At 40.0% G+C, this 23,636-nt stretch carries 25 protein-coding genes; 10 read left to right on the top strand and 15 right to left on the bottom strand.

What is annotated here, in order from left to right; translation table 11 throughout:
* The 4 genes from ABJG98_RS12010 to ABJG98_RS11995 form a co-directional block, all read right to left on the bottom strand.
* Window positions 1-333 carry a PadR family transcriptional regulator gene (locus ABJG98_RS12010; RefSeq protein ID WP_348279763.1) on the bottom strand — a complete coding sequence of 111 codons (333 nt, stop codon included), beginning with the start codon at window positions 331-333 and terminating at the stop codon, window positions 1-3.
* Between the two features lie 76 nt (window positions 334-409).
* On the bottom strand, window positions 410-1,081 hold the full coding sequence (locus ABJG98_RS12005; protein ID WP_348279762.1) for a hypothetical protein: 672 nt from the start codon (window positions 1,079-1,081) through the stop codon (window positions 410-412).
* Between the two features lie 59 nt (window positions 1,082-1,140).
* Window positions 1,141-3,759 carry an ABC transporter permease gene (locus ABJG98_RS12000; RefSeq protein ID WP_348279761.1) on the bottom strand — a complete coding sequence of 873 codons (2,619 nt, stop codon included), beginning with the start codon at window positions 3,757-3,759 and terminating at the stop codon, window positions 1,141-1,143.
* Between the two features lie 3 nt (window positions 3,760-3,762).
* A complete protein-coding gene (locus ABJG98_RS11995) occupies window positions 3,763-4,101 on the bottom strand; it encodes a PadR family transcriptional regulator (protein WP_348279760.1) in 339 nt (112 codons plus the stop codon).
* A gap of 230 nt (window positions 4,102-4,331) precedes the next feature.
* Here ABJG98_RS11995 and ABJG98_RS11990 point away from each other — a divergent pair, with 230 nt between their 5' ends.
* Window positions 4,332-4,691 carry a helix-turn-helix transcriptional regulator gene (locus tag ABJG98_RS11990; RefSeq protein ID WP_348279759.1) on the top strand — a complete coding sequence of 120 codons (360 nt, stop codon included), beginning with the start codon at window positions 4,332-4,334 and terminating at the stop codon, window positions 4,689-4,691.
* Complete coding sequence (locus tag ABJG98_RS11985; protein ID WP_348279758.1) at window positions 4,691-7,255, top strand: FtsX-like permease family protein; 2,565 nt, start codon at window positions 4,691-4,693, stop codon at window positions 7,253-7,255. The genes ABJG98_RS11990 and ABJG98_RS11985 overlap by 1 nt, the downstream gene beginning before the upstream one ends.
* 31 nt (window positions 7,256-7,286) lie before the next feature.
* Here ABJG98_RS11985 and ABJG98_RS11980 read toward each other — a convergent pair whose 3' ends face one another.
* From ABJG98_RS11980 to ABJG98_RS11960, 5 genes are all read right to left on the bottom strand, one after another.
* The gene (locus tag ABJG98_RS11980; protein WP_348279757.1) at window positions 7,287-7,922 is read right to left on the bottom strand and encodes a hypothetical protein; all 636 of its coding nucleotides are present in this window, start codon (window positions 7,920-7,922) and stop codon (window positions 7,287-7,289) included.
* Between the two features lie 63 nt (window positions 7,923-7,985).
* Complete coding sequence (locus tag ABJG98_RS11975; RefSeq protein WP_348279756.1) at window positions 7,986-8,537, bottom strand: Crp/Fnr family transcriptional regulator; 552 nt, start codon at window positions 8,535-8,537, stop codon at window positions 7,986-7,988.
* Between the two features lie 9 nt (window positions 8,538-8,546).
* Complete coding sequence (locus tag ABJG98_RS11970; RefSeq protein ID WP_348279755.1) at window positions 8,547-10,085, bottom strand: YifB family Mg chelatase-like AAA ATPase; 1,539 nt, start codon at window positions 10,083-10,085, stop codon at window positions 8,547-8,549.
* 58 nt (window positions 10,086-10,143) lie between these two features.
* Complete coding sequence (locus tag ABJG98_RS11965; protein ID WP_348279754.1) at window positions 10,144-10,497, bottom strand: hypothetical protein; 354 nt, start codon at window positions 10,495-10,497, stop codon at window positions 10,144-10,146.
* 114 nt (window positions 10,498-10,611) lie between these two features.
* Complete coding sequence (locus ABJG98_RS11960; protein ID WP_348279753.1) at window positions 10,612-12,252, bottom strand: hypothetical protein; 1,641 nt, start codon at window positions 12,250-12,252, stop codon at window positions 10,612-10,614.
* 96 nt (window positions 12,253-12,348) lie between these two features.
* On the opposite strand from ABJG98_RS11960, the gene ABJG98_RS11955 reads away from it, so the two are divergent.
* The 8 genes from ABJG98_RS11955 (at window position 12,349) to ABJG98_RS11920 (ending at window position 18,985) form a co-directional block, all read left to right on the top strand.
* The gene (locus ABJG98_RS11955; protein ID WP_348280096.1) at window positions 12,349-12,594 is read left to right on the top strand and encodes a type B 50S ribosomal protein L31; all 246 of its coding nucleotides are present in this window, start codon (window positions 12,349-12,351) and stop codon (window positions 12,592-12,594) included.
* A gap of 87 nt (window positions 12,595-12,681) precedes the next feature.
* The gene (locus tag ABJG98_RS11950) at window positions 12,682-13,863 is read left to right on the top strand and encodes a GlmU family protein (protein ID WP_348279752.1); all 1,182 of its coding nucleotides are present in this window, start codon (window positions 12,682-12,684) and stop codon (window positions 13,861-13,863) included.
* A 2-nt stretch (window positions 13,864-13,865) separates the two neighbouring features.
* A complete protein-coding gene (locus tag ABJG98_RS11945) occupies window positions 13,866-14,978 on the top strand; it encodes a DNA polymerase III subunit delta (RefSeq protein ID WP_348279751.1) in 1,113 nt (370 codons plus the stop codon).
* Entirely contained in the window at window positions 14,971-15,396 is a 426-nt protein-coding gene (locus ABJG98_RS11940) for a RimK/LysX family protein (RefSeq protein ID WP_348279750.1), read from the top strand. Before ABJG98_RS11945 ends, ABJG98_RS11940 begins: the two co-directional genes overlap by 8 nt.
* Window positions 15,397-16,326, top strand: a complete 930-nt coding sequence (hemC, locus tag ABJG98_RS11935; RefSeq protein WP_348279749.1) for a hydroxymethylbilane synthase — start codon at window positions 15,397-15,399, stop codon at window positions 16,324-16,326. It abuts the gene before it with no gap.
* Window positions 16,327-16,348: 22 nt separating this feature from the next.
* Window positions 16,349-17,203 (top strand): peptidylprolyl isomerase, encoded by an 855-nt coding sequence (locus tag ABJG98_RS11930; RefSeq protein WP_348279748.1) that lies wholly within the window; start codon window positions 16,349-16,351, stop codon window positions 17,201-17,203.
* Window positions 17,200-18,102 (top strand): dTDP-4-dehydrorhamnose reductase, encoded by a 903-nt coding sequence (gene rfbD, locus ABJG98_RS11925; protein WP_348279747.1) that lies wholly within the window; start codon window positions 17,200-17,202, stop codon window positions 18,100-18,102. Before ABJG98_RS11930 ends, rfbD begins: the two co-directional genes overlap by 4 nt.
* Window positions 18,095-18,985 (top strand): hypothetical protein, encoded by an 891-nt coding sequence (locus ABJG98_RS11920; RefSeq protein WP_348279746.1) that lies wholly within the window; start codon window positions 18,095-18,097, stop codon window positions 18,983-18,985. The genes rfbD and ABJG98_RS11920 overlap by 8 nt, the downstream gene beginning before the upstream one ends.
* Here the strand turns inward: ABJG98_RS11920 and ABJG98_RS11915 are convergent.
* Genes ABJG98_RS11915 through ABJG98_RS11890 form a run of 6 tightly spaced genes read right to left on the bottom strand, consistent with a single transcriptional unit; the run spans window position 18,969 to window position 23,579 of the window.
* Entirely contained in the window at window positions 18,969-19,796 is an 828-nt protein-coding gene (locus tag ABJG98_RS11915; protein WP_348279745.1) for a biotin-dependent carboxyltransferase family protein, read from the bottom strand. The genes ABJG98_RS11920 and ABJG98_RS11915 overlap by 17 nt on opposite strands.
* Window positions 19,784-20,473 carry a 5-oxoprolinase subunit PxpB gene (gene pxpB / locus ABJG98_RS11910; RefSeq protein ID WP_348279744.1) on the bottom strand — a complete coding sequence of 230 codons (690 nt, stop codon included), beginning with the start codon at window positions 20,471-20,473 and terminating at the stop codon, window positions 19,784-19,786. The genes ABJG98_RS11915 and pxpB overlap by 13 nt, the downstream gene beginning before the upstream one ends.
* Window positions 20,439-21,179: a 5-oxoprolinase subunit PxpA gene (gene pxpA, locus ABJG98_RS11905; protein ID WP_348279743.1), complete on the bottom strand. Its 741-nt coding sequence runs from the start codon at window positions 21,177-21,179 to the stop codon at window positions 20,439-20,441. Before pxpA ends, pxpB begins: the two co-directional genes overlap by 35 nt.
* Complete coding sequence (locus ABJG98_RS11900) at window positions 21,179-22,378, bottom strand: Nramp family divalent metal transporter (protein ID WP_348279742.1); 1,200 nt, start codon at window positions 22,376-22,378, stop codon at window positions 21,179-21,181. The genes pxpA and ABJG98_RS11900 overlap by 1 nt, the downstream gene beginning before the upstream one ends.
* Window positions 22,375-22,812 (bottom strand): PaaI family thioesterase, encoded by a 438-nt coding sequence (locus ABJG98_RS11895; RefSeq protein ID WP_348279741.1) that lies wholly within the window; start codon window positions 22,810-22,812, stop codon window positions 22,375-22,377. The genes ABJG98_RS11900 and ABJG98_RS11895 overlap by 4 nt, the downstream gene beginning before the upstream one ends.
* On the bottom strand, window positions 22,809-23,579 hold the full coding sequence (locus ABJG98_RS11890) for an NRDE family protein (protein WP_348279740.1): 771 nt from the start codon (window positions 23,577-23,579) through the stop codon (window positions 22,809-22,811). The genes ABJG98_RS11895 and ABJG98_RS11890 overlap by 4 nt, the downstream gene beginning before the upstream one ends.
* Window positions 23,580-23,636: the final 57 nt, after the last annotated feature.

The raw sequence follows: 23,636 nt of genomic DNA, 5'->3' as shown, positions 1-23,636 counted from the left end.
TCAGGCGTTTTTGATTGCTAACTCAGGAATCTGTTTCCAAAGGTTTACCTTGACATCTCTACTTTTCTGAAGCACATTTTTACCAGAAGCGGTAATGCTGAATATTCGCTTACGCCTGCCTCCTCGTTCTTCTGTGGCTCCACCCATGGTGGATTCAATGAAGCCTTTTTTCTCAAGCCTGTTGACAGTACCATGCACCGCGCCAATCGTGACATTACGATTTGCCTGATCTTTCAATGACTTACGAATGGCTAATCCGTAAGCCTCCTCCTTCAACATTACGATAAGGAGCAAAATCAATTCTTCCAGCTCTCCGATATGATCTTTTGACATGATTTATTCTACTTTATAGAACAAATATACGGAAACAAATTTTATTTGTTATACTTTATAGAAGTTATTTGGATAATTAGTACTTTACGTGCTTAAATCTTTTGATAAACCACACCCTCACCAGCCAAAAGAGCAAGGTAACAGTGACTAATAAAAAGGGTGAAGCTAGCGTCATTGGATTGTCCTGCAAAACTTGTGGAAACACCTGAGGCTGACCTAGAAAAAGAGAACCTACTGCTATCCATAAAGCAAATACCATACGCCAGAGGTGTCTTACAATTCTCCTGGATCCTACTATTTTTCCATTGATTAAGACAACAGTGTCAAGAATGGCGCCTAGCAAGGCAATGAAAGTATAAAAGAAAAGGAAGTAATCTATTGGCTCCAGATTGTTTCCTCGTAAATCCATAATCTCGACGATTAAAAAAATTCCTACAACAACAATTATTAGAGCATATACCAACGCAAGCTTTTCAAAATTTCCAATGACTCCTTTCTTGTTCGTTAATGTTTTTCTGGCGGTAGTCACTAAATATATTACCAGTAGACTAACAACAATATTTGTTTGTTCATGATTTTCAATAGACATGTATACGGCACTTGCTGCCATTACCAGCATTGAATAATAGAAAATGCGTCCCAAGTTATTATGAAGCTTGGAGCCTTTTTTAAGAAAAAGAGCAACCATTCCTACGAGAATAGCAAGTGAGCCTCCTGTAATGTGAAGTGTAACCAATAGCGTTTTCATACTAGTAATCGTGTGACATCCTAGTGATGCACTTTCCTGGTAATAGGTTGCTTATTGAATTATTCAACCTTAAGGCCTTCCACTGGATTCGCTTTTGAGAGCTTTCTTACCTGGGCAGCAATTACGGCAGCCAGCACGAAAATTAGTAAGACAGCAGATATAATTGACCCTAAATAGCCATATGGAAGTGGATCTTCAAACATCATCTCGAGCATAGCAGTATTCATCACATGCGCAGCCGGTATACCTAGTACAATGGCTATTCCAAAGATGATCAAGTATTGATTTACGACGTTTTTAGTCAAGTTACCTGGCGCCGCTCCCAATGTCTTTCTGATGCTAAACTCTCGAACTCTCCCCTTGATATTCAACTGAATCAATCCATAGAGACCCAAACTCGCCAAGAGGACAAAAACAATGGCTATAGCTCTGGTGAATCTCTGCATCGTATCAAGTTCTTCATAAAATCCAACCCAAGAATCTTCCTGAAATCCCCCATTAAATGGTTTTTCCGGAAATAAAGCGGACCAGGTTTTCAATAAAGCTTTATAGCTTGCCACCTTAGATTGATCTGTAACTTTTAATGTCAGAAATCGATGAGCCTCTTCATCAGCTAGCGTAAAAATCGTAGGGCTCAACTCGTAGTAGAAATTATTGAAATGAAAATCTTCAACAACGCCTACAATTTGATATGGAATAGAATCGATCTTCACTTGCATTCCTATGGGCTGATTGAGCGCTAGGTTTTGAACAAATGTTTCATTGACAACCAACGATTTTTTATCACTCTCTTGATTTTTGTTGAAGAGCCTTCCTTCTTTCAGACTTACATCCAAAGTTTCCAAATAGTTGGTTCCAACTGCCAACTCATGGACTTCATACTGGTGATTAGGTAAATGGACCACCGTTGTTTCATACCTCTTGGAGAGATGGTGCTTAGATCCTGCGGCTGAAATAACTCCAGGTTCTTTTACCATTTCAGACTTTAGTTTTTCCAAATCAGAAGACTCTTGAACTTCGGCGTATAGGACTTCTTTCTGGCCGTAGCCCCACCCTCTGTTTTCTTGATAATACGTGTTTTGAGCAAAAATCACCGCAAACCCAATTCCTACACATGTTAGGATTAACTGAGCCGTTAGGAAAATTTTAGTTGCCAGATTCTTCTTTCCAAACTTGACTGAGCCTTTGAAAATCTTGACGACCTGGAACTTAGAAATGTAAAAAGCAGGATAAACACCCGAGGCAATCCCAGTGAATAACAATATGCTGAACAACGTAAGCCACATATTTCCATCCAAAAGATCGAATTCGCTGCTTATATCGGAAAAAGCAGCAAACCACGGCAGAAAAATAGTAACCGCCAAAATAAAGCCGATGATACCCGCTATGAATGTGAGGAGCAAGTTCTCAGCAATAAACTGAAAAATTATCAGCCTTTTGCTCGCACCTATTACCTTTCTCATGCCAATCTCTTTTAATCTTTTTGCTGCTGATACAATAGCGATATTCAGGTAGTTGAAGCAGGCCAATGCCAATATAAAACCTGCGATAAAAGGTAATGCTACCCTTCCCTCTTCAGAAGCATCGTATGATATATCGTTTTTTATCTGATCGGAAGTCAGATGCAAATCATGGAGCGAAACAAAATCAAAGGAACTTATCGGCCAGTCTGATTCTACCTCATTCTGGTAGCGCTTGTACTTTTCCATTTTACCCTTGATAGTTGCCAAGTCCTCTGGCCTTTTTACCTGGATGAAGGTGGCATTTAGCTGTTTTTTCCAACTATGAAAATCAAATGAAGGATACAGTACCTTCATATTTTCGATATTAGTGAGAAATGAAAAATCGATGATTCTTGACTTGGGAAACTCCTTTGCTACTCCAGCAACCTTAAAAACTTTATAGAGGTCGTTTCCAACTATGACCTTAATCTCTTGCCCTACAGGATTTTCATCACCAAAATACTTCTGCGACATCTCCTCACTAAGGATAATGCTGTTCATATCATTGAGGGAACTAGTTGCACCCCATTTTAATGGGAAAGTGAACATTTCAAGGAATGCTGGATCTACATACCTCACGCTTTCATGAAATACATTGTCTCCATATTTCACAACCGCATTCCCATCGTGTACTCTGGATACTTTTTCTATAACAGAAAAATCATCTCTAATCATCTCTGCAAGTGGAGCTGGAGCATTTCCATATTGCACTTCTTTTCCTTCTCTATTTACAACATAGGTGCTCAGAAAAACTTCGTCTTTATTTTCATGAAATCGATCTATTCCCATATCGAAATTTATGAATGCATAGGTCACCATACAGGCTCCAATAGCAACCGCCAAACCGAAGATATTAATGAACGAACTCAGTGGGTTCTTCATCATACTTCTCAGAGTAGTTTTAAAATAATTGCTTAGCATAGTCCTAAATAATATTGACCTTAAAGTGGTCTTTCTTTTTATGTTTAAGTATTCGTCGTTGGCCAGTGGCTTCACATCACCAAATTCTTCCACCGCTCTTTGAAATGCATCCCTCTCACTTAGTCCTTGTGCGATCAGATCTTCAATATGATCTCTAAGATGCATTTCCATTTCATGTATGCTTCCTTCATCAAAAGCTCTTTGCTTATGAAAGGGTTTTAGCCATTTTATAATCTCCTTTTCTAGATTAAACATCTCTTAAGTAGTTGATGGTTTTACATCCCAAAGTGTGTTTAGCACTGCATTGACCTGCTGCCACTGTACTTTTTCCGTGACTAATTCTGTTTTGCCTTGCTCTGTGATTTCATAGTACTTCCTCGGCCTGGTACCTCCATCCATTGTCCAGTTGGATTTAATAAGCCCCTCTTTTTCTAAGCGATGAAGCACAGGATATAGCATGCCGTCTGAATATTCCATTTTACCTCCGGATAGCTCTTTTATCTTCTTAATTATCAAATAGCCATAGCTATTCCCTTGTTTGAGGATTCCCAGGATAATTGGTTTCGTAGATGCAGCAGTTAAATTTTTAGAAATCATAAACTAGAGTTTATACTTTACAATGCAAGTATACATAATATTCTATATACATAGAATTCCAAAGTATAACGAATGATTAAATAAAGAGTTGCATTAGATCTCCGCCACTCATTGGAGTAATTATGTCTTCATTTGTGAAACAAATAATATTAGCGTACGTTTGGTCTTCATAACAGAAACAAATGTGCGGTTTTTGATCCATTAATTTTTAAATACAAAAGTGGGTGGTCTTGAAAACACGACAAAAACGGATAATCGATACTACTATGAAGGGTACTAACCTGGGCGAATTTCAGGAGATCGTTTTGCTTTCTATTCTCATACTTGACGAGGAAGCGTACGGATTGAGAATTCAAAAAGAAATAAGCAGCCGACTGAAACGTACACTCAGTCGCGGGGCGTTGCATGCGGCGCTAAGCAGGCTTGAAGAAAAGGGCTTCCTCCAATCATTCGTAGGAGGAGCAACGGCTGAGCGAGGCGGTAGACGTAAGCGATTTTATACATTGACAAACAGTGGCAAGTCAGCACTGAAACAAGCCAAAGACTTACGTGAAGAAATGTGGAGTTTGGCGCCAAAATTTAGCATCTAATGAAAAATCAATTACCAAAAATTCCCTTAAAACTATTTAGATGGTTTTGTGACCCCTCTGTTTTTGAAGAGCTTCAGGGGGACTTGGAAGAAGCTTTCTTTGAAAATACTGAGCTTCTGGGAAAACAGAAAGCAAGCAAGATTTATTTGAAAGAAGTGCTGAAAATGATTCGCCCTTCTGTGATTAGGTCTATCAACTTAATACCCGCCAATATCCTGAGGCTTCCTAAAAACTACCTCAAAACATCAATAAGATCTATTAAGCTGAATCCATTCTATGTGTTCGCAAACATCTTTGGGTTGGCTCTGGCTATTTCAATTTGCACCATCGGATACTTCAATTATCGATTCAATGAAACGTTCAATGAATCATATAAAGAAGCAGAAAATATGTATAAAATACACGGCCTGCGCACTGGGGAGTCAACCCTTGGATCAAACGCCGTGGCACTGGCTCCTCTCTTGAAAGCATCAGGGATTGAAGCATTTAGATATACCTCAAGGAGAGTCGCCGTACGAGAGCATAACTATTTATTCTCAACAAGTGTCGCTTTTGCCGATCTGGAATTCTTTCATCGTCTTCCTCTTAAAAGTTTGAATGGCGCTTCGGTAAAAGCACCAGGGATCAATGAAGTGGCCATCTCTGAGAAATTGGCGATGAAGCTTTTTAATGAACCATACCCTGTTGGAAAATTTGTGAAATTGGTTTTCACAGATCAGAGAGAAGAGTCTTTTCTAGTTAAAGATGTATTTGAAGAACCTCCAACTAACACAAGTTTTTCTCAATCAATCATTACCTCTTTCAATAATTATCTACGTAACTACGGCGTTGCTGAGACTGATTGGGACAGAAGTGTGAACGGCACCTTTGTCTTTTCAAATCAGGATGGTCTTGAGCAAATCAACCATGAGCTAAAGAATCTTGTAGAGATTAGGAATGCAAATAATCCGGGATTTCAAATTGCAGGATATACACTTGCCAATATATTGGATTGGCCTGCATTTGAAAATTATCTGTATAGAGGCGAATTCCGTCATCATCTTCACCCATCATCAGTCTACGGTATCGCGAGTGCTGCTATTTCAATCTTGCTCCTAGCTTGCTTTAATTTCATTAACACCAGCATTGCTTTGTCTGGTAAGCGATTGAAAGAGATCGCGGTTCGTAAGGTTATGGGTGGCAACAGGAAGAGCACAGTTACCCAGTTTATGATCGAAAATACATTCATGATCTCCATTGCGGTCATTCTATCGGTAGGGATTTCCTCAATACTTATACCCAGATACAATGCCCTTTTTGAGCGTGAGCTTATTCAACTCGACCAAGTCCCATTTGGCACACTTTTACAGTTTGCACTAATTCTCATTTTCATAGTTACTATTCTTTCTGCAGCTTATCCATCGCTACATATTTCTAGATTCTCTGCACTCAAAATCTTCAAAAACAAATTAGCGCTTTCAGGAAAAAATAGATTGATGGTGGTCTTGCTTACCTTCCAATTTGCACTCTGTTTCTACAATATATTTGGAGTTTTTCTTAATGTTGAAAATTCTTATTACCAAGAAACACTGGATCGGGGGTACGATATTGATGGAGTAGTCAATATTCCATTGAATCGGCCTGAACAATATCAGATTCTTGCTGATTTCCTCAGCCAGGAACCTCAGGTAAAAAGTATTGCAGGTTCCTTTCATCTCATCGGTTTTTCGGTGGAGGATCAATATGTAGATCAGGAAGGAACCAGTGTTCCTGTATCTGTGGTCCATGTTGGACAGAACTATGCAGAAGTACTCGGTCTGCGATTGAGCAAAGGTTCTTTCCATAGCGAGCTAGGAGATAATTCTAATAAAATAATTATCAATTCAATGCTGGAAAAGCAGTTTGGAAAAGACTTACTGAATCAAACAATTACAGTAGCTGACCATCGATTTGTAGTGATTGGTGTGGTTAATGATTTCAATCTGCGAAACATCATGATGGACAATAAGATCACCCCAGCAATTATTAGATACGTCCCGAAGGAAAACTATCAATATGCGATTGCACGAGTCGCTGGTAATTCAGATCATATCAACCAAGATATAGAGCATATCTGGTATAAAGCTTTTCCACAAGAACTTTATGAAGGTTTTTTGCAAAAGGAGGTGCTTTATAGTGCGAAGATGACGAATGGAGTAATGATCAAAATCAACCTGTTCATGGCCATCATTTCTGTCCTAATCTCCATACTTGGCTTATATACACTTATCTCTCTGAAAGTTCAGAAAAGAAGCAAAGAGTTTGGTGTACGCAAAGTTCTTGGTGCATCAAGAAAGGTGATTATCCACCTGCTTGGAAAAGACCTTTATTGGATACTAGGAATCGCCGCAATTGTAGGATTAACTACAAGCACCATAATATTGAATATCGTATTTGACATCATCTACGCTTATCATGTATCGCCGAGTGTGGATCATTTCATATTAGCCATAATTGTGATATTGTTGGTAGTAGTATCTACAGTGGGGTATAAGGTGTATCAAACCAGCAAAATAAATCCAGCACAACAGTTAAGGTCTGAGTAAGATTAATAGCAACAAACTCAGACCATAAGCATCAGTCAATTCTCCGTAGATAGTATCCAACTACAATAATCCAGGCCACATTGGCAAAAACAAATATTCTAAAACTAGCCAGGTGTAGCAGCTCAAATCCAGATATGAAGAGTATTATTCCAGCTATTGACACCAAAATTCCAAAGTACCCTACCCATGTTGCCAGTGCTCTGGTCTTAATAATCGCAACAGACCAAAAGAGCATTGCCAGGCAGATCGCACTCATGAATATGTAGTCAAATGCATGGTTGAAGCTCCGTATGAATACAAAGATTGGCTTAAGTGAAGCAATGGTTTCTTCTGAAGCTCCCTCATAGGATTTCGCGTAATCTGTAAGGATAAGTCCGTTAGTTGCTGCTGCGATCATGACAGCAATAAGTCCAAAAAACATAATGGAAAATGCAGTATATGAAAGGAATGATGACGATTTCAATCGCATGCTAAGTCCGAAAAATCCATACGCAACAAATGGCACCGATAAGATTGCCAGCGCATGTGACACTATTCCGATCGTCACTATTTTGAGAAGTTGGTTAAAGTCTCCGCCTACCGGATGCAGCACCATGGTGGCTATCATCAGTAAAGAGCCAATAATTAATGCCAGACCTGCTCCTTTTTGTTCGTTTGTTTCCATCATTTTTTTGAAAACAAACTTAGGTGCCGTTGAAGGAAAGAGCACTTGATCGAAATCAAGAAATAGTCACTTGATTTTTCTCCTTACTCTACTTAAAGTTTCAGGAGTCATTCCTAAGTAGGATGCAATGTACTTTAAGGGGAACTTTTGAATGATTGCTGAGTTTTGATCGAGTAGTTGAAGATACTTTTCCTGGGGAGTAGCTGAGGATTTTGGCTTCTTGGAATCGACTTCCAGAATCTTACCTAAAGCAAAAAATGCTGGAGACTCGCTAATAAGGTGATGAAGATCATGTATACCAATAACCAATATTTCACTTTCTTCGAATGCTTCAATTTTACACTTAGATGGAATCTGGCCCGTAAAACTGCTGTTATTTATCACCCAGGAATTAATTGTAAAAAGGTTCGTTGTGACTTCATTGAGATCTTCATCCAAATAGTATTCTCTAAAGCTACCTTTAGTAAGAAATGCCCAACTCATACACACTTCTCCGGTTTGCAGTAAAAGATCACCTTTATCCAATTGTCTAGGCGTCATCTGCTCTACAAAGCACTCAATTTCTTTTTCAGAGAGTGACGCATATGAGGTGATAGACTGAATGACAGACTCAAACATGCTGTAATATTACCCCGCCCAGCCTTCCCGATCCAAACTTCTATATTGAATAGCCTCTGCGAGATGTTCGATCGCGATCGACTCAGAATCTGCTAAATCCGCGATCGTTCGTGAAACTCGTAATATTCGATCATAAGCTCTGGCCGATAACCCCAGTCGCTCCATAGCGGTTTTAAGAAGTGCTTTGCCTGCTTCGCTAATTTGACAAACTTCCTTTACCATGTTAGAGCTCATCATCGCATTATTAAATACTCCAGGCTGATCTTTGAATCTCTCCTCCTGAATTTCTCTTGCCTTAATCACTCGCTCTCTTATCTCAGTGCTGGATTCGGTTTTTCTATTTTCTGTCATCTGATCAAAAGAAACTGGTGTTACTTCCACATGAAGGTCAATCCGATCCAAAAGAGGTCCACTGATTCGGTTGAGATATCGTTGCACAACACCAGGAGCACATACACATTCTTTCTCAGGATGATTGTAATAGCCGCAAGGACATGGATTCATACTGGCTATCAGCATGAAATTAGACGGATAGTCCAACGAAATTTTTGCTCTTGAAATGGTGACTTTTCTTTCCTCCAGCGGTTGCCTCATTACCTCCAACACCGAGCGTTGAAACTCTGGTAGCTCGTCTAGAAACAATACACCATTATTAGCCAATGAAATTTCGCCTGGTTGTGGGATGCCTCCCCCTCCAACCAAAGCAGCATCTGAAATGGTGTGGTGTGGTTGCCTGAATGGTCGTTCAGAAATCAACTTCCCTTCCGTTCCCAATTTACCTGCAACTGAATGAATCTTTGTAGTCTCTAGTGCCTCGTGCAATGTAAGAGGAGGAAGAATAGAAGGCAGCCTTTTGGCTAGCATAGTTTTGCCAGCGCCTGGTGGTCCTATCATAATCACGTTGTGACCGCCAGCCGCCGCAATTTCCATCGCTCGTTTGATATTCTCCTGACCTTGCACATCAGAAAAGTCTGAAGCGTAATTATCCAGATTTGCGAAAAATACATCCCGAGTATCGTAGATCAACGGCTGAATCACTTCCTCGTTATTCAAATGCAAAATGGCTTCTTTGATATCACCTACCCCGATAACATCCAGTCCATCCACAATGGCTGCCTCCGTGGCGTTTTCTTTAGGAAGAATAAATCCTTTGAACCCATTTCTTCTGGCTTCAATTGCGATAGGTAATGCCCCTTTGATCGGGCGAAGCTCACCATCGAGAGCTAGCTCGCCCATTATCACATAGTCTTCGAGGCTTTCAGCTATTATCTGCTCAGATGCTTTTAAAATTCCGAGAGCTATTGGGAGATCGTAGGCAGATCCTTCTTTTCTGATATCCGCTGGAGCAAGATTGACAACAACCTTTTGTCGAGGCATCCGATAGCCAAAATTTTTAATCGCTGATTCCACCCGCTGCTCACTTTCTTTGACAGCAGAGTCAGGCAAGCCCACCATGAAAAATTTGGTCCCTTGACCTACGTTTACTTCTACGGTGATTTTATACGCATCTACGCCATAAACGGCGCTACCATAAGTTTTAGCTAGCATAACTATTCTTTGTGACTGAATAAATGTCTAAAAAAATGGTGGCGTATTTTGAAGGATGTTAATCCTCGTCCTCTTCGACCTGACTTTCTTCGTCCTCATCAGGTGAGATTACTTGATCTTCCTGAGACTTGTCATAAAGCTTTGCCTTCAAGTCTACGATTTCATCTTTTAAGTCTGCCACTCCATTTTTAATGCTATGAATCTTCAACTGTTGGAGAACAAATTCTACCATCATCAAGATTGAGATAAATAGAAAAAGACCCATTACATAGCGAGGAAACTTAATGTATGAAGAAAGTTTAATCTTAGATAAATATTGCTCAGTGTGTAGCAAAATATCCACGGAGAAATACATAATCACCACGGCAATGATGACGTAAATAATATGAAAAATGAGTTTGAACCTTTGCATTAGTGTCGTAGTGAAAGCTGAAAGTTATGAAACTTTTGAAGTTTTGAAATAGATAATTTTTTTTAAGATTCGGAGAGTATTATAACTACTGACATATTTAATCACCTAATTGAATCAGAAGAGGTATCTCCTGGAAGGAACATTCCATCGTAACGAGAATCCAAGCACAGAAGTTGAGGTATCAATCTGCCCATTTGAATCTGATTCTTTTCTTATCGTCGCCTCAAGATCAAGGAATAAATTGTGTCTTGGCATGTAGGTTGTTCTTAAAAATAGCATCGTAAGATTTGTTTTGTTTCCCTGTAAGTGAGTATTACCAAACTCCAGGCTTCCTCCACTTCCATCTGGTCTTCTTTCTATATAGTTTTTAAGAATATCCCGACCAAAATTTACATCTCCAATATCATTACCATAATTGGCCAGCATCACCATTCCTTCAAAATTCCATTGGTCATTGAGACGATAATTTGCTCTCCCAATATATTCTGTAAAGTTTGCTCCTAGTGGATGAGCTAGCGAGAGATTGTAATGGCTATAACTTGTGAAACCATCCTCATGTGCATACATGTACGGTCGTACCCGATTGACTTCCCCCTGAACTATTAGATTCTCAACACCAAAAGGATCTACGTATTTGGCACCTAGCTGAAATCCCTGTTTATTTCCCCACCATCCATCACCTGCAAGTACTTCACTTATGATCATCTCATCAATCACAAGCTGGCCATATAGCGAAACTCGATTTTTGATATTCCACTTAAAGTCCATTCCAAGTATCGCATTGTCCTCACTTCCATTCTGCTGCTCTACTGCACGATAAAAAATGATTGGATTCAGATACTCTACTTTCAATCCTCCAGTAGAATCACCATACATCACAGACTCAAAAAGTCCAATATGGAGATTTGACTTAATCTTCATGTTTAGGTGATGAAAGGCCATGTATTTTTTACCAAATCCGCCAGTACCTGAAAGCCCGAAGGTCCCTCCTCTCACTCCCGGGATCAGCTCAGCAAATACATTTGTATAGTCGAAAGCTTTCGTTTCTGTGTTTATGCGTAGGTAAGGGTAGTTATTGGAATAATCTGACAGAATGAGCGATCGGACTCCGTTACCAACGAAGTGTTTGCCAAATCCCAGCTGAGCTGATATACTCTTAGAAAGGCCAAAATCGATATAGCCTTGGGCTCGAAAAAAATCCACTCCGGTAGTAGCAAATTGTTTCCAAAAACCTTCATAAGGCACCACTAGTGTGCTATCCCGTACATCATTCACATAAACAGGATAGCGTGCTTGATTTTCTGTAAGAAGCGTATAAAATGCAATTTTGTCATCGATTCGCCCCCTAATTTCAGCACCACGGCTGTTTATGAAAGTAGATCCGAGCATATCATTCGTTTTACCATAAGAAAAATGAAGTACTGGATTTACATGTAATTCCAGGCTTTTATCCTGATAATAGAAAAGGTCTGCGGGGTACTTAAATAACTTACCAAACAATGGCTTCTTTGATGCTGTAGAGTCTTTGGAATAGGTACGAAGTTCCATACTCAGATACGAACCAACATTTTCTCCAAGGAGATCATAAACCGAGCGCCTTGAAAAAGGCTTAAACGTGGAATTAAATGGACTTGACGAACGTATTTGCTCCAGCTCAATTATCTGATACGCTGCATGTCCTAACGTAAAATCAGTAGACTGAGCTGATAAAATGCTGGTCGTGAGAAGGCTAAGTATCCAAATTGTTTTTCTCATGAATCAAACATATTCGATTTTAGTTGAATCATAGGGTTTGAAGAAGATAAAATAATGTCTATCTTTGCCATCCTTTTTGAAAAAGAGACGAGAGAAATGAAAAAAGACATACATCCTGAATACAAAGAAGTTGTTTTTCTTGATACAACTAGTGATTTCAAATTTCTAACGAAATCAACAATGACTTCTAAGGAGACCATCAAGTGGGAAGATGGCAATGAATATCCTATGATCAAAGTAGAGGTAAGTTCTGCATCTCACCCATTTTACACCGGAAAGAAAATCTTTTTGGATACTGCTGGTCGAGTGGAAAAATTCAACAAAAAGTACAAGAAGAAATAACTCTATTCGAAAAAGAAACACAAAGTCTTCAGGCTATCCTGAAGACTTTTTTTGTGCCCTTTTGTCAAAACAAGCTAAGTTTGATTTATGCAAGTCACCTTCATAGATACTGAGGAAACCTGGAAGCAAATGCTTCCTATCAGTTACACACGGCCTGTTGCTGAGGTGCGTATCGGCATATTGAAAGTGTCTGAAAAATGGGCACGGCACCTTTCATCTTCTGATACATTTTTCAGGTCACAAGAATATTTAAGCTCAGTTTTTAGCCCTCCTAAACAAAAATCACTTACGATACTTGGTAATCTTTTGCCCAGCGAATCCTTAGTTGATGCAATAAAAAATCTGAAGGAAGATGAGGCCCTTACTTTTAATGGAGTTGTCCTTGCAGGTTTCTATGAGATTGATGAATCTTTTGAGATTGGAAATAGAAAGCCAGTTTCACATGAAGAAATCAATCAAATATTACATCCATGGGACATCTTCAGATTCAACGGAGAAGAAATAAAAAGGGACTACATGCTGCTCACCAACGGAAGGCAGTCTCAACCAATAGATGACCCACATACAATAACCTACGGTGATCAAATTTTTGTTGAAGAAGGGGCGAGCGTTAAAGCCTGCGTACTAAATGCCGAAAATGGACCTATTTATATTGGCAAGCATGCTGAGGTTTTAGAGGGTGCTTTGATTCGCGGACCATTTGCTCTATGCGAACACTCGGTGGTAAATATGGGCGCAAAGATTAAAGGCGACAGCACAGTAGGTCCACACTCAAAAGTGGGTGGCGAATTATCCAACTCCGTCATTTTTGGATATTCCAATAAGGGACATGAAGGCTTTCTTGGCAATGCTGTAATCGGCGAGTGGTGCAACCTTGGAGCAGACACAAACAATTCGAACTTAAAAAACAACTATACGAATGTGAAGATGTGGGACTTTGCAACCAATCGATTCAAAGACACAGGCTTACAATTTTGTGGCTTAATCATGGGTGATCATTCAAAGTGTGGAATAAATACCATGTTTAACACTGGCACTACAATTGGCGTATCAGCCAATATTTTTGGTGATGGATTCCCCCGCACAATCATCCCTTCATTTGCCTGGGGAGGTTCATCTGGCTTCACCACCTATCAAACAAGAAAAGCTTTTGAGACCGCCGAGCTGGTGATGACGCGACGAAACAAACATCTAACCGAAGCTGACAAAGCGGTACTTTCACATATCTTTGAAATCACAGCCGAAAATCGAGTGTGGGATAAGAAATAGTCATGCAGTTTTCAGAAATACCAGGTCTCGAAGAGCTTAAAAAGCAACTTATTTCTGCTCATCAACGTGGAAAAGTGGCGCATGCTCAACTATTTGCTGGGCGGCCGGGAACTGCCGCTTTACCCATGGCACTAGCTTATGCCAGTTACTTGATGTGTGAGAATAAAGCAGAAGATAGCTGTGGAGCGTGTGCTAACTGCGTAAGAGTAAAAAAACTTATTCATCCAGATATTCATTTGCACTTTCCGAAGGTGTCCGCTGCAGAAAACAAGTACGAGAAAGTGCTAGCTGAGGCACTACCCAGGTTTAGACAATTCGTCACCGAATCCCCTTTCGGCGACATGGAAACTTGGACCCGTAAGTATGGACAAGAAAATAAAAACTTGCTGATAAGTAGACAAGACAGTCGTCAAATGCTTAAAAATGTAAGCATGCGCTCGGTTGAGGGCGGATATAAAATATTATTGATCTGGGTGCCAGAATTGATGAATTCCAGCTCCGCAAATGCAATTTTAAAGATTCTGGAAGAACCACCAGAGAAGACATTATATCTTCTTGTTTCATACAACTATGATAGTTTGCTTGCGACCATTACCTCAAGAACACAGCTGGTAAATGTACCTCCAAACAATATTGAAGAAATTCAAAAGTATCTAGAGGCCAATGGCGTTGACCCTTCCCAGGCTGCTCAGGCAGCCAAGCTTTCTGAAGGGAAGCTAGGAATGGCCTTGCATGTCGTAGAAGTGGGTGAGTCACAAGAATATGAGGATTTTCAACAATGGATGCTGGAATGCTGGAATAGAAATCTGACCGGACTTGTTCATCGAAGTGAGGATTTTTCTAAATCTGGAAAAGCTTCTCAAAAAACAAGCCTAAATTTTGCGATATCGCTAATTAGAAATGCCGTTGTTCACGCATCAGGTCAGCATCCGCCAACACAAAATGAGGCAGAAACTTCTTTTGTTGGCAAATTTGCAGATAAACTTGGTTTGCATAAGCTAGAAAAGATATACACATTGAATAATGAGGCACTCATTCATCTTGAGAGAAACTCCAACCCACGCATTACTCATTTAAATTTATCGCTGGAAATCACGAGAATGTTAAATGGTTAAAAGAGCAAAATTAATCATTGGTCGATTGGACATTGTAGATCTTCCAGATCTCGGTGTAGAAGATATCCATGCCAAGGTTGATACGGGTGCTTATCGTTCTTCACTGCATTGCAAAAAAGTTCATGAAGCAGGGGGAGTTCTATATTTCACAATTCATACTGATACTGGGTATCAAGAATATGAAACAATAGACTGGACCCAAAAAGTTGTAAAAAGCTCAAATGGCAAAGCACAAAAAAGGTATGTGATAAAAACCAGGATACGCATTTTTCAAAAAAATTACATGGCCTCAATTTCTTTAACTGATAGAAGTGAAATGAAAAATCCATTATTGATTGGAAGAAAGATGCTTTCACGAAAATTTATAGTAGATGTCTCCGAAAAGAATCTCTCATACTTAAAAAAGAAAACCAGCTAGATGGAGCGGAAGATCATAAAGATAGGAACAAGAAAAAGTAAGCTGGCTATGTGGCAAGCCAATTATGTGGCAGACATGCTTGATGCCAGCGGGTTTCAGCCTCAGCTTGTGCCTATCGAAACCAAAGGTGATAAAATACAAAACGTAGCTCTCTCAAAGATTGGAAGCAAAGGTGTATTTACAGAGGAGCTGGAGTCCATGCTTCGTAGAAGGCAAATTGATGTTGCAGTACACAGTGCAAAAGATCTTCAATCCCAGCTACCCGAAGGCTTTCATGTATTATCATTTTGTGAGCGGGAATCCCCCGATGATGTGATAGTCTCAGACAAAGAAATTGATCTTAACAATCCGAAGCTCATTTTAGGTACATCCAGTACACGTAGGGTTGCCATGCTGAAACACTACTACCCTCACGTCACCACTGTTGACGTTAGAGGGAACCTTCAGACTCGACTTGAAAAAATGAAATCAGGCATCATGGATGGGCTTGTTCTAGCTTATGCCGGAGTTCTGCGGATGAATTATGATCAAATAGTGCGCTACTGGTTTGATACTGAAAGGTTTGTTCCACCGGTTGGGCAGGGTGCAATAGCGATTGAAATACATGACAATTTAGATCAAGAAATTGCTAAAAAAATTAAATCAGCAACCAATCATGTATTAACCGAGAAGATGATCCTAACAGAACGTTCATTCCTAAGAGGGATGGATGGTGGATGTAGTATCCCGGTATTTGGCCATGCACAGATGGAAATGGATGGCCAGATCATTCTAAAAGGTGGAATTGCTAGTCTCAATGGAAAAGAGCTTATCCAGAGAACCATGTATGGCTCAGATCCTGAAGAATTAGGAAAAAGCTTGGCTAATGAAATACTCCAAAGTGGAGGTAAGAAAGTATTGGAGGAAATAAAATCAACTATTTCGAAATAAATTTGAACAAAATAATCAGACAATGAAAAAACTAATACTCTCACTTTTTATCGTAGGAATAATAGCTGCGTGTGGCGATAAAAACAAAGACTATCTGGTAAAAATAAAAACGGAATATGGAGATATGACCGTGGTGTTGTATGACGAAACTCCATTGCATAAAAAAAACTTCCTTGAACTTGTAAGGGCAAAGTCTTACGACAGTACCAATTTCCACAGAGTTATGAAAGATTTCATGATACAAGGTGGCAACGTCGCTGAAAAAACAGGAATTCCGGAGAGTTTGGAAGCACGAATACCCGCAGAGTTTGTTGAGGGTTATTATCACACCAAAGGTGCACTTGCAGCTGCACGTCAACCGGACCATGTCAACCCTGAAAAAGAATCTTCTGCAACTCAATTTTATATTGTTGATGGGACGCCCTGGGAGATGATGTCTATTGATATAGGACAACTCAACCGAAGAATGGGTGAACTACTACAGGATACTGCATATAGTGATCTTCTAAAGCAGTTTCAAGACCTGGCAAGAAAGCGTGATACCAAAGGGATGAATGATCTGGCTATAGCCAATAAAGCGCTGGTAGAAGAAAAATATGGAATCGATCTTAATGCTGATATTTCACAGTATGCTACAGAATACCAAGGTGTAGGCGGATCTCCGTTCTTAGATGGAGAGTATACAGTTTTTGGTAGAGTAATTGAGGGGATAGATGTCATTGATAAAATAGCTGCAGTTGAAACGAAAAGAAACGATGTGACTGGCGAAAATTCATCCCCTATTAAGCCGATTTTTGTGACTATGGAGGTGATCGAAATGAATAAAAAGAAAATAACAGAAACTTACGGGTACGAATACCCTGAATCGGAGGAATGACTAAAATATTAATAACCGGTGCAAATGGCTTACTCGGACAGAAGCTAGTTAGTCTTTATGATAAGCGGGGAGATGTACATGTAGTTGCTACCGGAAAAGGTGAAAATAGGAATTTACCGGGTTCATATACCTATCATCAGTTAGACATTACTTCCTCTGATGAGGTTTTTGAAACCTTACTAAACTTCAACCCAGACGTTGTTATAAATACCGCGGCAATGACTCATGTAGATCAATGTGAGCTAGATCCTGAAAGCTGCCAAAAGATTAATGTAGAAGCAGTTTCTCATCTAATTGAAGCGTGTAAAAAGATTGATTCATTTCTGATACATCTTTCCACAGATTTTATCTTCGATGGCGCAAACGGTCCTTATAAAGAAGATGATTCGCCGAACCCATTAAGCAAGTATGCAGCAAGTAAATTAGCGTCTGAACATCTACTGATCGAGAGCGGTATTAAACATGCCATTGTTCGTACAATGCTCGTATATGGTGTCGTTCATGATATGAGCAGATCGAATATTATTCTTTGGGTAAAGAAGAGTCTTGAAGAAAGTAAGCACATAAAGGTTGTAAACGATCAATGGCGAACCCCTACGCTGGCTGAAGATTTAGCTAAGGGATGTGCCTCAATTGCAGATAAAAAAGCAGAAGGTATTTTTCATGTTTCAGGAAAGGACATGTTGTCTCCATATGATATGGCAATTGCCACAGCCGATTTTTTCGGTCTTAACAAATTGCTCATTGAAGAAGTAGATGGTTCCATCTTCACACAACCAGCCAAGCGTCCCGCCAGGACAGGATTTATTTTAGACAAAGCAAAGAAGGAATTGGGTTATGAACCTGTTAGCTTTAAGGAAGGATTAGCACAAATAAAATCACAATTAGCCCATGTTTGACGTTGTTATCCTCACAGATGAGCGATTTATCGATCCCAAAAGTCAAAGTGCATATGTCAACAATGTGTTGAAGGAAGATCAATTGGTGATGGACGCACTGGAGAGAAATGGGCTTCAAACGAAGAAGGTGGCTTGGTCTGATTCTTCATTTAATTGGTCTCAAACTAAAATTGCACTTTTCAGAACTACCTGGGATTATGCTGAAAAATTTACCGAATTCAGCGACTGGCTCATGGAAGTGTCCATGATGACTAAACTTGTAAATGATTATGAAACGATCATCTGGAATCTCGACAAGCATTATTTAGAAGACCTTGAAAGAGCTGGTGTCAATGTAGTAGAAACCTATTTCATTGAGCCGGGAGATCGTCGTTTACTGCAAGAGATACACAGTGAGTTGGGATGGGAGCATACCGTACTAAAGCCAGCAATTTCAGCTGCTGCAAAGGATACCTATAAATTGAGATCTAAAGAGATTGCTGACCTTGAACCACGCTATCGAGAGCTCATCAAAGATGAAACATTGATGATCCAACCCTTTCAGGAAGATGTGGTGAAACGAGGAGAAATCTCACTCATGCTTATCGGCGGAATGTATACTCATGCTGTTCTAAAAGTGGCTAAACCAGGAGACTTCAGAGTGCAAGATGACTTTGGCGGGACTGTGGAAGACTACACGCCTACACAAGCTGAGATTGATTTGGCAGTGGCAGCAGTGGCAGCTTGCGAGATTAAACCACTCTATGCTCGGGTTGATATAGTCAACGATAACAATGGAAAGCCGGCTGTATCAGAACTAGAGTTGGTAGAGCCTGAAATGTGGTTTCGAAACAATGAGCAGTCTGCAGAAATGCTAGCTGCGGAGATCAAGAAACTGTTTTAAGTCTAAGTGAACATCCGACTTTAACCTGCGCTAATTTTCCCAAATCCTTATCAAACACTTTACCAATTCTTGGATATCCTCCAGTGGTTTGACAATCACTCATTAGTATTATGGGCTGGTTATTAGCCGGTAATTGAATGGTGCCCGGTACGACAGCCGAAGATGCAATTTCCTTGTAGTCACAATCTATTTTTCCATTCAATCGGACGCCCATTCGATTGCTTGATGCATCTATTTCAAATCGTTTTGAGTCAGGAATTTCCTTAAGCAAATCCCACTCAGGGCCCTTCATAATTCGAATAACAGTATCCTGATTATTTCGCTCTGGAATAGAATTGTCTTTTACTCTTCCATTTGCATTATCAGATTCAAGGACATCCCCAACTTTGAGCACATCACCATTCAAACCACCAAAACCTGCCCTTGGATAGGTGGAAACACTACCAAAATCTTCTTTTGCCGATAGTCGCCCGCCGATAGCCAGATATGCATAAACATGATCTGGAGCATCTATTTGTAGTACATCTCCTATGCTCAGTGAAAGGCCTCCGATCCTCTTTTCTCCGTTAATTTTAATTGTTGCGCCTACAGCGGCAATGAAAGATGACTCCAATGCTTCCAGTTTCATCCCCATCATAGCAATTTCAACAACGGGAAAGTCGTCTGGATTTCCAACCAACCTATTCGCAGCGATCATCCATTCCCGGTCCATAGCTCCTGATTGGGGAATGCCAAATCTTCGATACCCAAACCGTCCAAAATCCTGGATAGCTGCCCATGGGCTTGTTTTTATCAGCTTTAACTTTCCCATGATTCAAACTCTTTCTTCGCAATACGATAAAATCTGTACTTCATCCCTACATCTATCAACATGGGTTTTGGCTCATTTGGATCAAAGACTTTTGCCGGCGTCAACCCAATAATATTCCAACCACCCGGACTTGCCAATGAATAGATACCTGTTTGATTCCCTGCTATTCCAACAGATCCTGCAGGAATAGTTTTCCGTGGATTTTCCAATCTTGGGCAACTAAGATTTTCATCCAATCCGTCAGCATAAATAAAGCCCGGAGTAAAGCCGATAAACAACGAACGGTAAACACCTTCCAGATGTCGTTCTATGAGTTTTTCATGGGAAAGATTTGCATGTTTTGCGATGCGATCTAAATCCAGACCCAACTCATAGCAGATAGGGAGTTTTATAATGTCATTGGAATCAGAAGGTTTCTTTTCTTCAATTGGTGCACTCGCCAATAGGACTGTTAGCTGGTCAATAGTTAACGAAGTGAATACCGCTATTGAGTGATAGGCAGGAACAATGTCTTCGAGCTTATCTCTAAGAATATTGACAATGGTATGGCTGCTTTGATGAATTTTTTCAATGGGAATTGTGCTCCCGCACTCCATAAGAATCACAGTTTCACCAAGATGTGAAACTCTCCAGGAGATATCATTAAACAGCAGCGATTTGGACTCCTTTACTGACAAGATGATCGTTGATTTCTTTTGCTAAAGTTACGGCGCCTTCTGTATCTCCGTGCAAGCAAATGGATTGAATGTCTAACTTCAGCCAATTGTCCGTGTGCACACGATGATTAATAACTAATTGCTCTACTTGGCCAATCACAGCTTTATTTTTCAAAACAGCCCCTTCCATGGCTCGAGATCGCAGGGAGCCATCAGGCTCATACTGTCTATCAGCAAAGCCTTCAGCGATAAATGGATAGTTTTTATTATGTGCTACGCGAGCTGATTGCGAGTCAGCCAAACCCATCCAATAAACACCATTTGCAACTTCCTTAAGTACATTCAAAACAAGTTCTGAGATGAATCCATCAGACGCAGCATGATTGTAAAGTGCGCCGTGTGGTTTAACGTGATGAAGGATGACATCTTCCTCTGCACATACGCGTCTAACCAATTCTATTTGCTCCGAAATGCTATCAGCTAGTTGTTGAGGTTGCATTTGCATGATCTTCCTTCCGAAATTCTCTCGGTCAGGATACGATGGATGTGCTCCAACGGAAACACCACTTTTCCTGGCAAGAAGAATGGTTTGTCTGACAGAAGATTCATCCCCAATGTGACCTCCACATGCGATGTTACATGATGAAATGTAAGGCATAATCTGTTCATCCAAATTGGAATTTGGGTGTTCTCCAAGGTCTGCATTGAGATCGATTCTTAATGACATTAAATAAAGTTAAAAACGCTATTTAAGCTCCTAAAACTCACAATAAGGCTAATTATAACAACTAACCCCGCTAAAGCATTTTGCCACGACTTGTTTACATATTTATCAAGCAGTTCTTTTTTGTTGCACAAGTAGATCAAAAAGAAGACGATAACTGGAAGTAAAATTCCGTTGGCAATCTGCGCTACTTGAATCACTTGAATAGGTTTATAGCCAGCCATTGAAAATGTAGTACCTATTACTAATATAAATATCCAAACCGTCCTAAATCTATTATCATTGGTGTCGGTGTTCCATCCAAAAATTCCTCTGGCTGTATATGCTGCGGCCAGTGGTGCAGTAATCGACGAAGAGATACCTGCAGCGAACAGGCCCGTTGCTAAAAAGTATTTTGACCAACTACCTAGTAATGGCTCCAGCTGGCTTGCCATGTCGTTGATTCCAGAAACACCCATTCCATAGATTGTGGCTGCACTTGTGATTACAATTGCCATGGAGATCAAGCCACCAAGTCCTATAGCCACTGCATTTTCCTTTTGTAAATCACCAAGGTCATCTTCACTTTTCCACTTTTGACTCACAGAAGAGGCATGAAGAAATAGATTGTAAGGAACAATAGTGGTACCTATCAAACCCAAAATAGCCAACTGATTCTTATCTGTAAATGATGGAATAAATAAACCAGAAAAAATGGCTGAAACATCTGGTTTTATGATGATAGCAGTCGCCACAAAAACAATACTCATTATGATGACAAGTACAACAAGAATCTGTTCAATATGCTTGAATTTTCCTGCAAAAAGTACGGCAAAAGAAATTACCCCGATGATTACCGGCCAAGGCAGGGTCGTTCCGAAAACACCTTCTATTCCCAATACTGCTCCAGAAATATTGCCTGCTTCATACGCCGCATTCCCAATTATAATTGCTGTAAAAACCAAAACAATAGCCGTGCTTCTGGCGATTGGGTTTTCAATTTGAGATCGTATGGCTTCTCCCAATCCTTTTTGTGTAATCAAACCCAAACGTGCAGTCATCTCTTGCAGGACAATGGTCGCGATAGTCGCAAACAGCAAAACCCATAATAGTGTATAGCCAAAATTTGCACCACTCAGTGTGCACACCGTCAATGTTCCCGGTCCTATAAATGCCGCTGTTACTAGTGTGCTTGGACCAAAATATTTCTTTAACCAATTCATTTGTATCCAATTTTGGGTGTCAATTTTACCTTGCTTTTTACAAACTCTCCGGAACCATGAGCTACAACTTTTCCATCTTCATTCAACAATTCTGATTCAGCAATGAATGAATTTTCTGTGGATTTTTTTAGCAATCCCACTGCACGTAGGACTCCACTATCTACTGGTCTTCTGAAATGAATTTCAAAGGATTTGGTTAGAACAAACACATCGGTAACTACAGAATTAGTCGCAAAGAATGCCGCGTCATCTAACAGCTTGAAATATACCGATCCATGAATAGCACCGAGTGCATGGAAATATTTCTCATGGATGGTCAATCCAATTTGTGCGCTACCATCTTCGATCTTAATAGTTGTTGTATCAAATATCATAGCATTGACATTCGCTGAAAGGTACATCCGCTCTAGTCTATCAAAATGACTTTGACTCATTGCCTGTTGTTATCAATGGTGAAGTTGAATGATACTGTTCCTTCTGTCCGATTACCTACCGGATAGTTTTTTTCCATAAATGCCACGTTTCCTTCATGATCTATGGTGACGGCTGTAGAGCAGCAAGTACCATACTCTGGTGTGCGAATACAAATAGCTGACAAGGCTTTCTCACGATCATAATCCAGTCCTGTTTCAGGAAGATGATTATCTGGAGCTATCGTATCATCTTGCATCATCTCAATCAGGACTTCATTGGTAAAATCTGTTTGGATAAGTTCACTAAATGCCCGTTTAGCTCGTGTCACTTTGGGCCATGGTGTATCTAGAAGTGCATTACTAAGGCCAAAAATGCCCGGCTCTAATGTATTAATGACATTGTCATAGTTACTCACATGTACCAGTTCCCTGGCTAGTAAAAGCAGGTTAAACCCATTATAATTGCTGCCTGCTTGATAGACATCTTTGGCGTAATTCTCTGACGTTTGGTCGCTTAGTAAAAAATTGACAGGAAGGTCGCCACGAGATTGGGCTTCATCCTTAATATTTTTGATATCCCGATAGTTTGTAACTGCCGCAAATCGTCCATTTTTATGGATGGCCATCCAGGTACCAAGTGCTTGCAAGTCTCTACCTCCTAAAATTTCCGGATGATCTTTCCACCAGTCTACAGGTGCCGTTGGACGAGCATAAAACTCGTCACGATTAGCGGCAAGAATAAACTTGTATTTTGGATGAGCCTTGTATGCAAATGTGATTAGACACATGGAATGAATGCTTTCGGATGAATGGTCTAATTTAGGATTTTCATTTCCATTAACCTG

Source organism: Ekhidna sp., from assembly GCF_039960695.1.
Taxonomy (GTDB): Bacteria; Bacteroidota; Bacteroidia; order Cytophagales; family Cyclobacteriaceae; genus Ekhidna.
The sequence above is the reverse complement of the archived record's forward strand: the minus strand, read 5'-3'. Positions and strand labels throughout refer to the sequence as shown.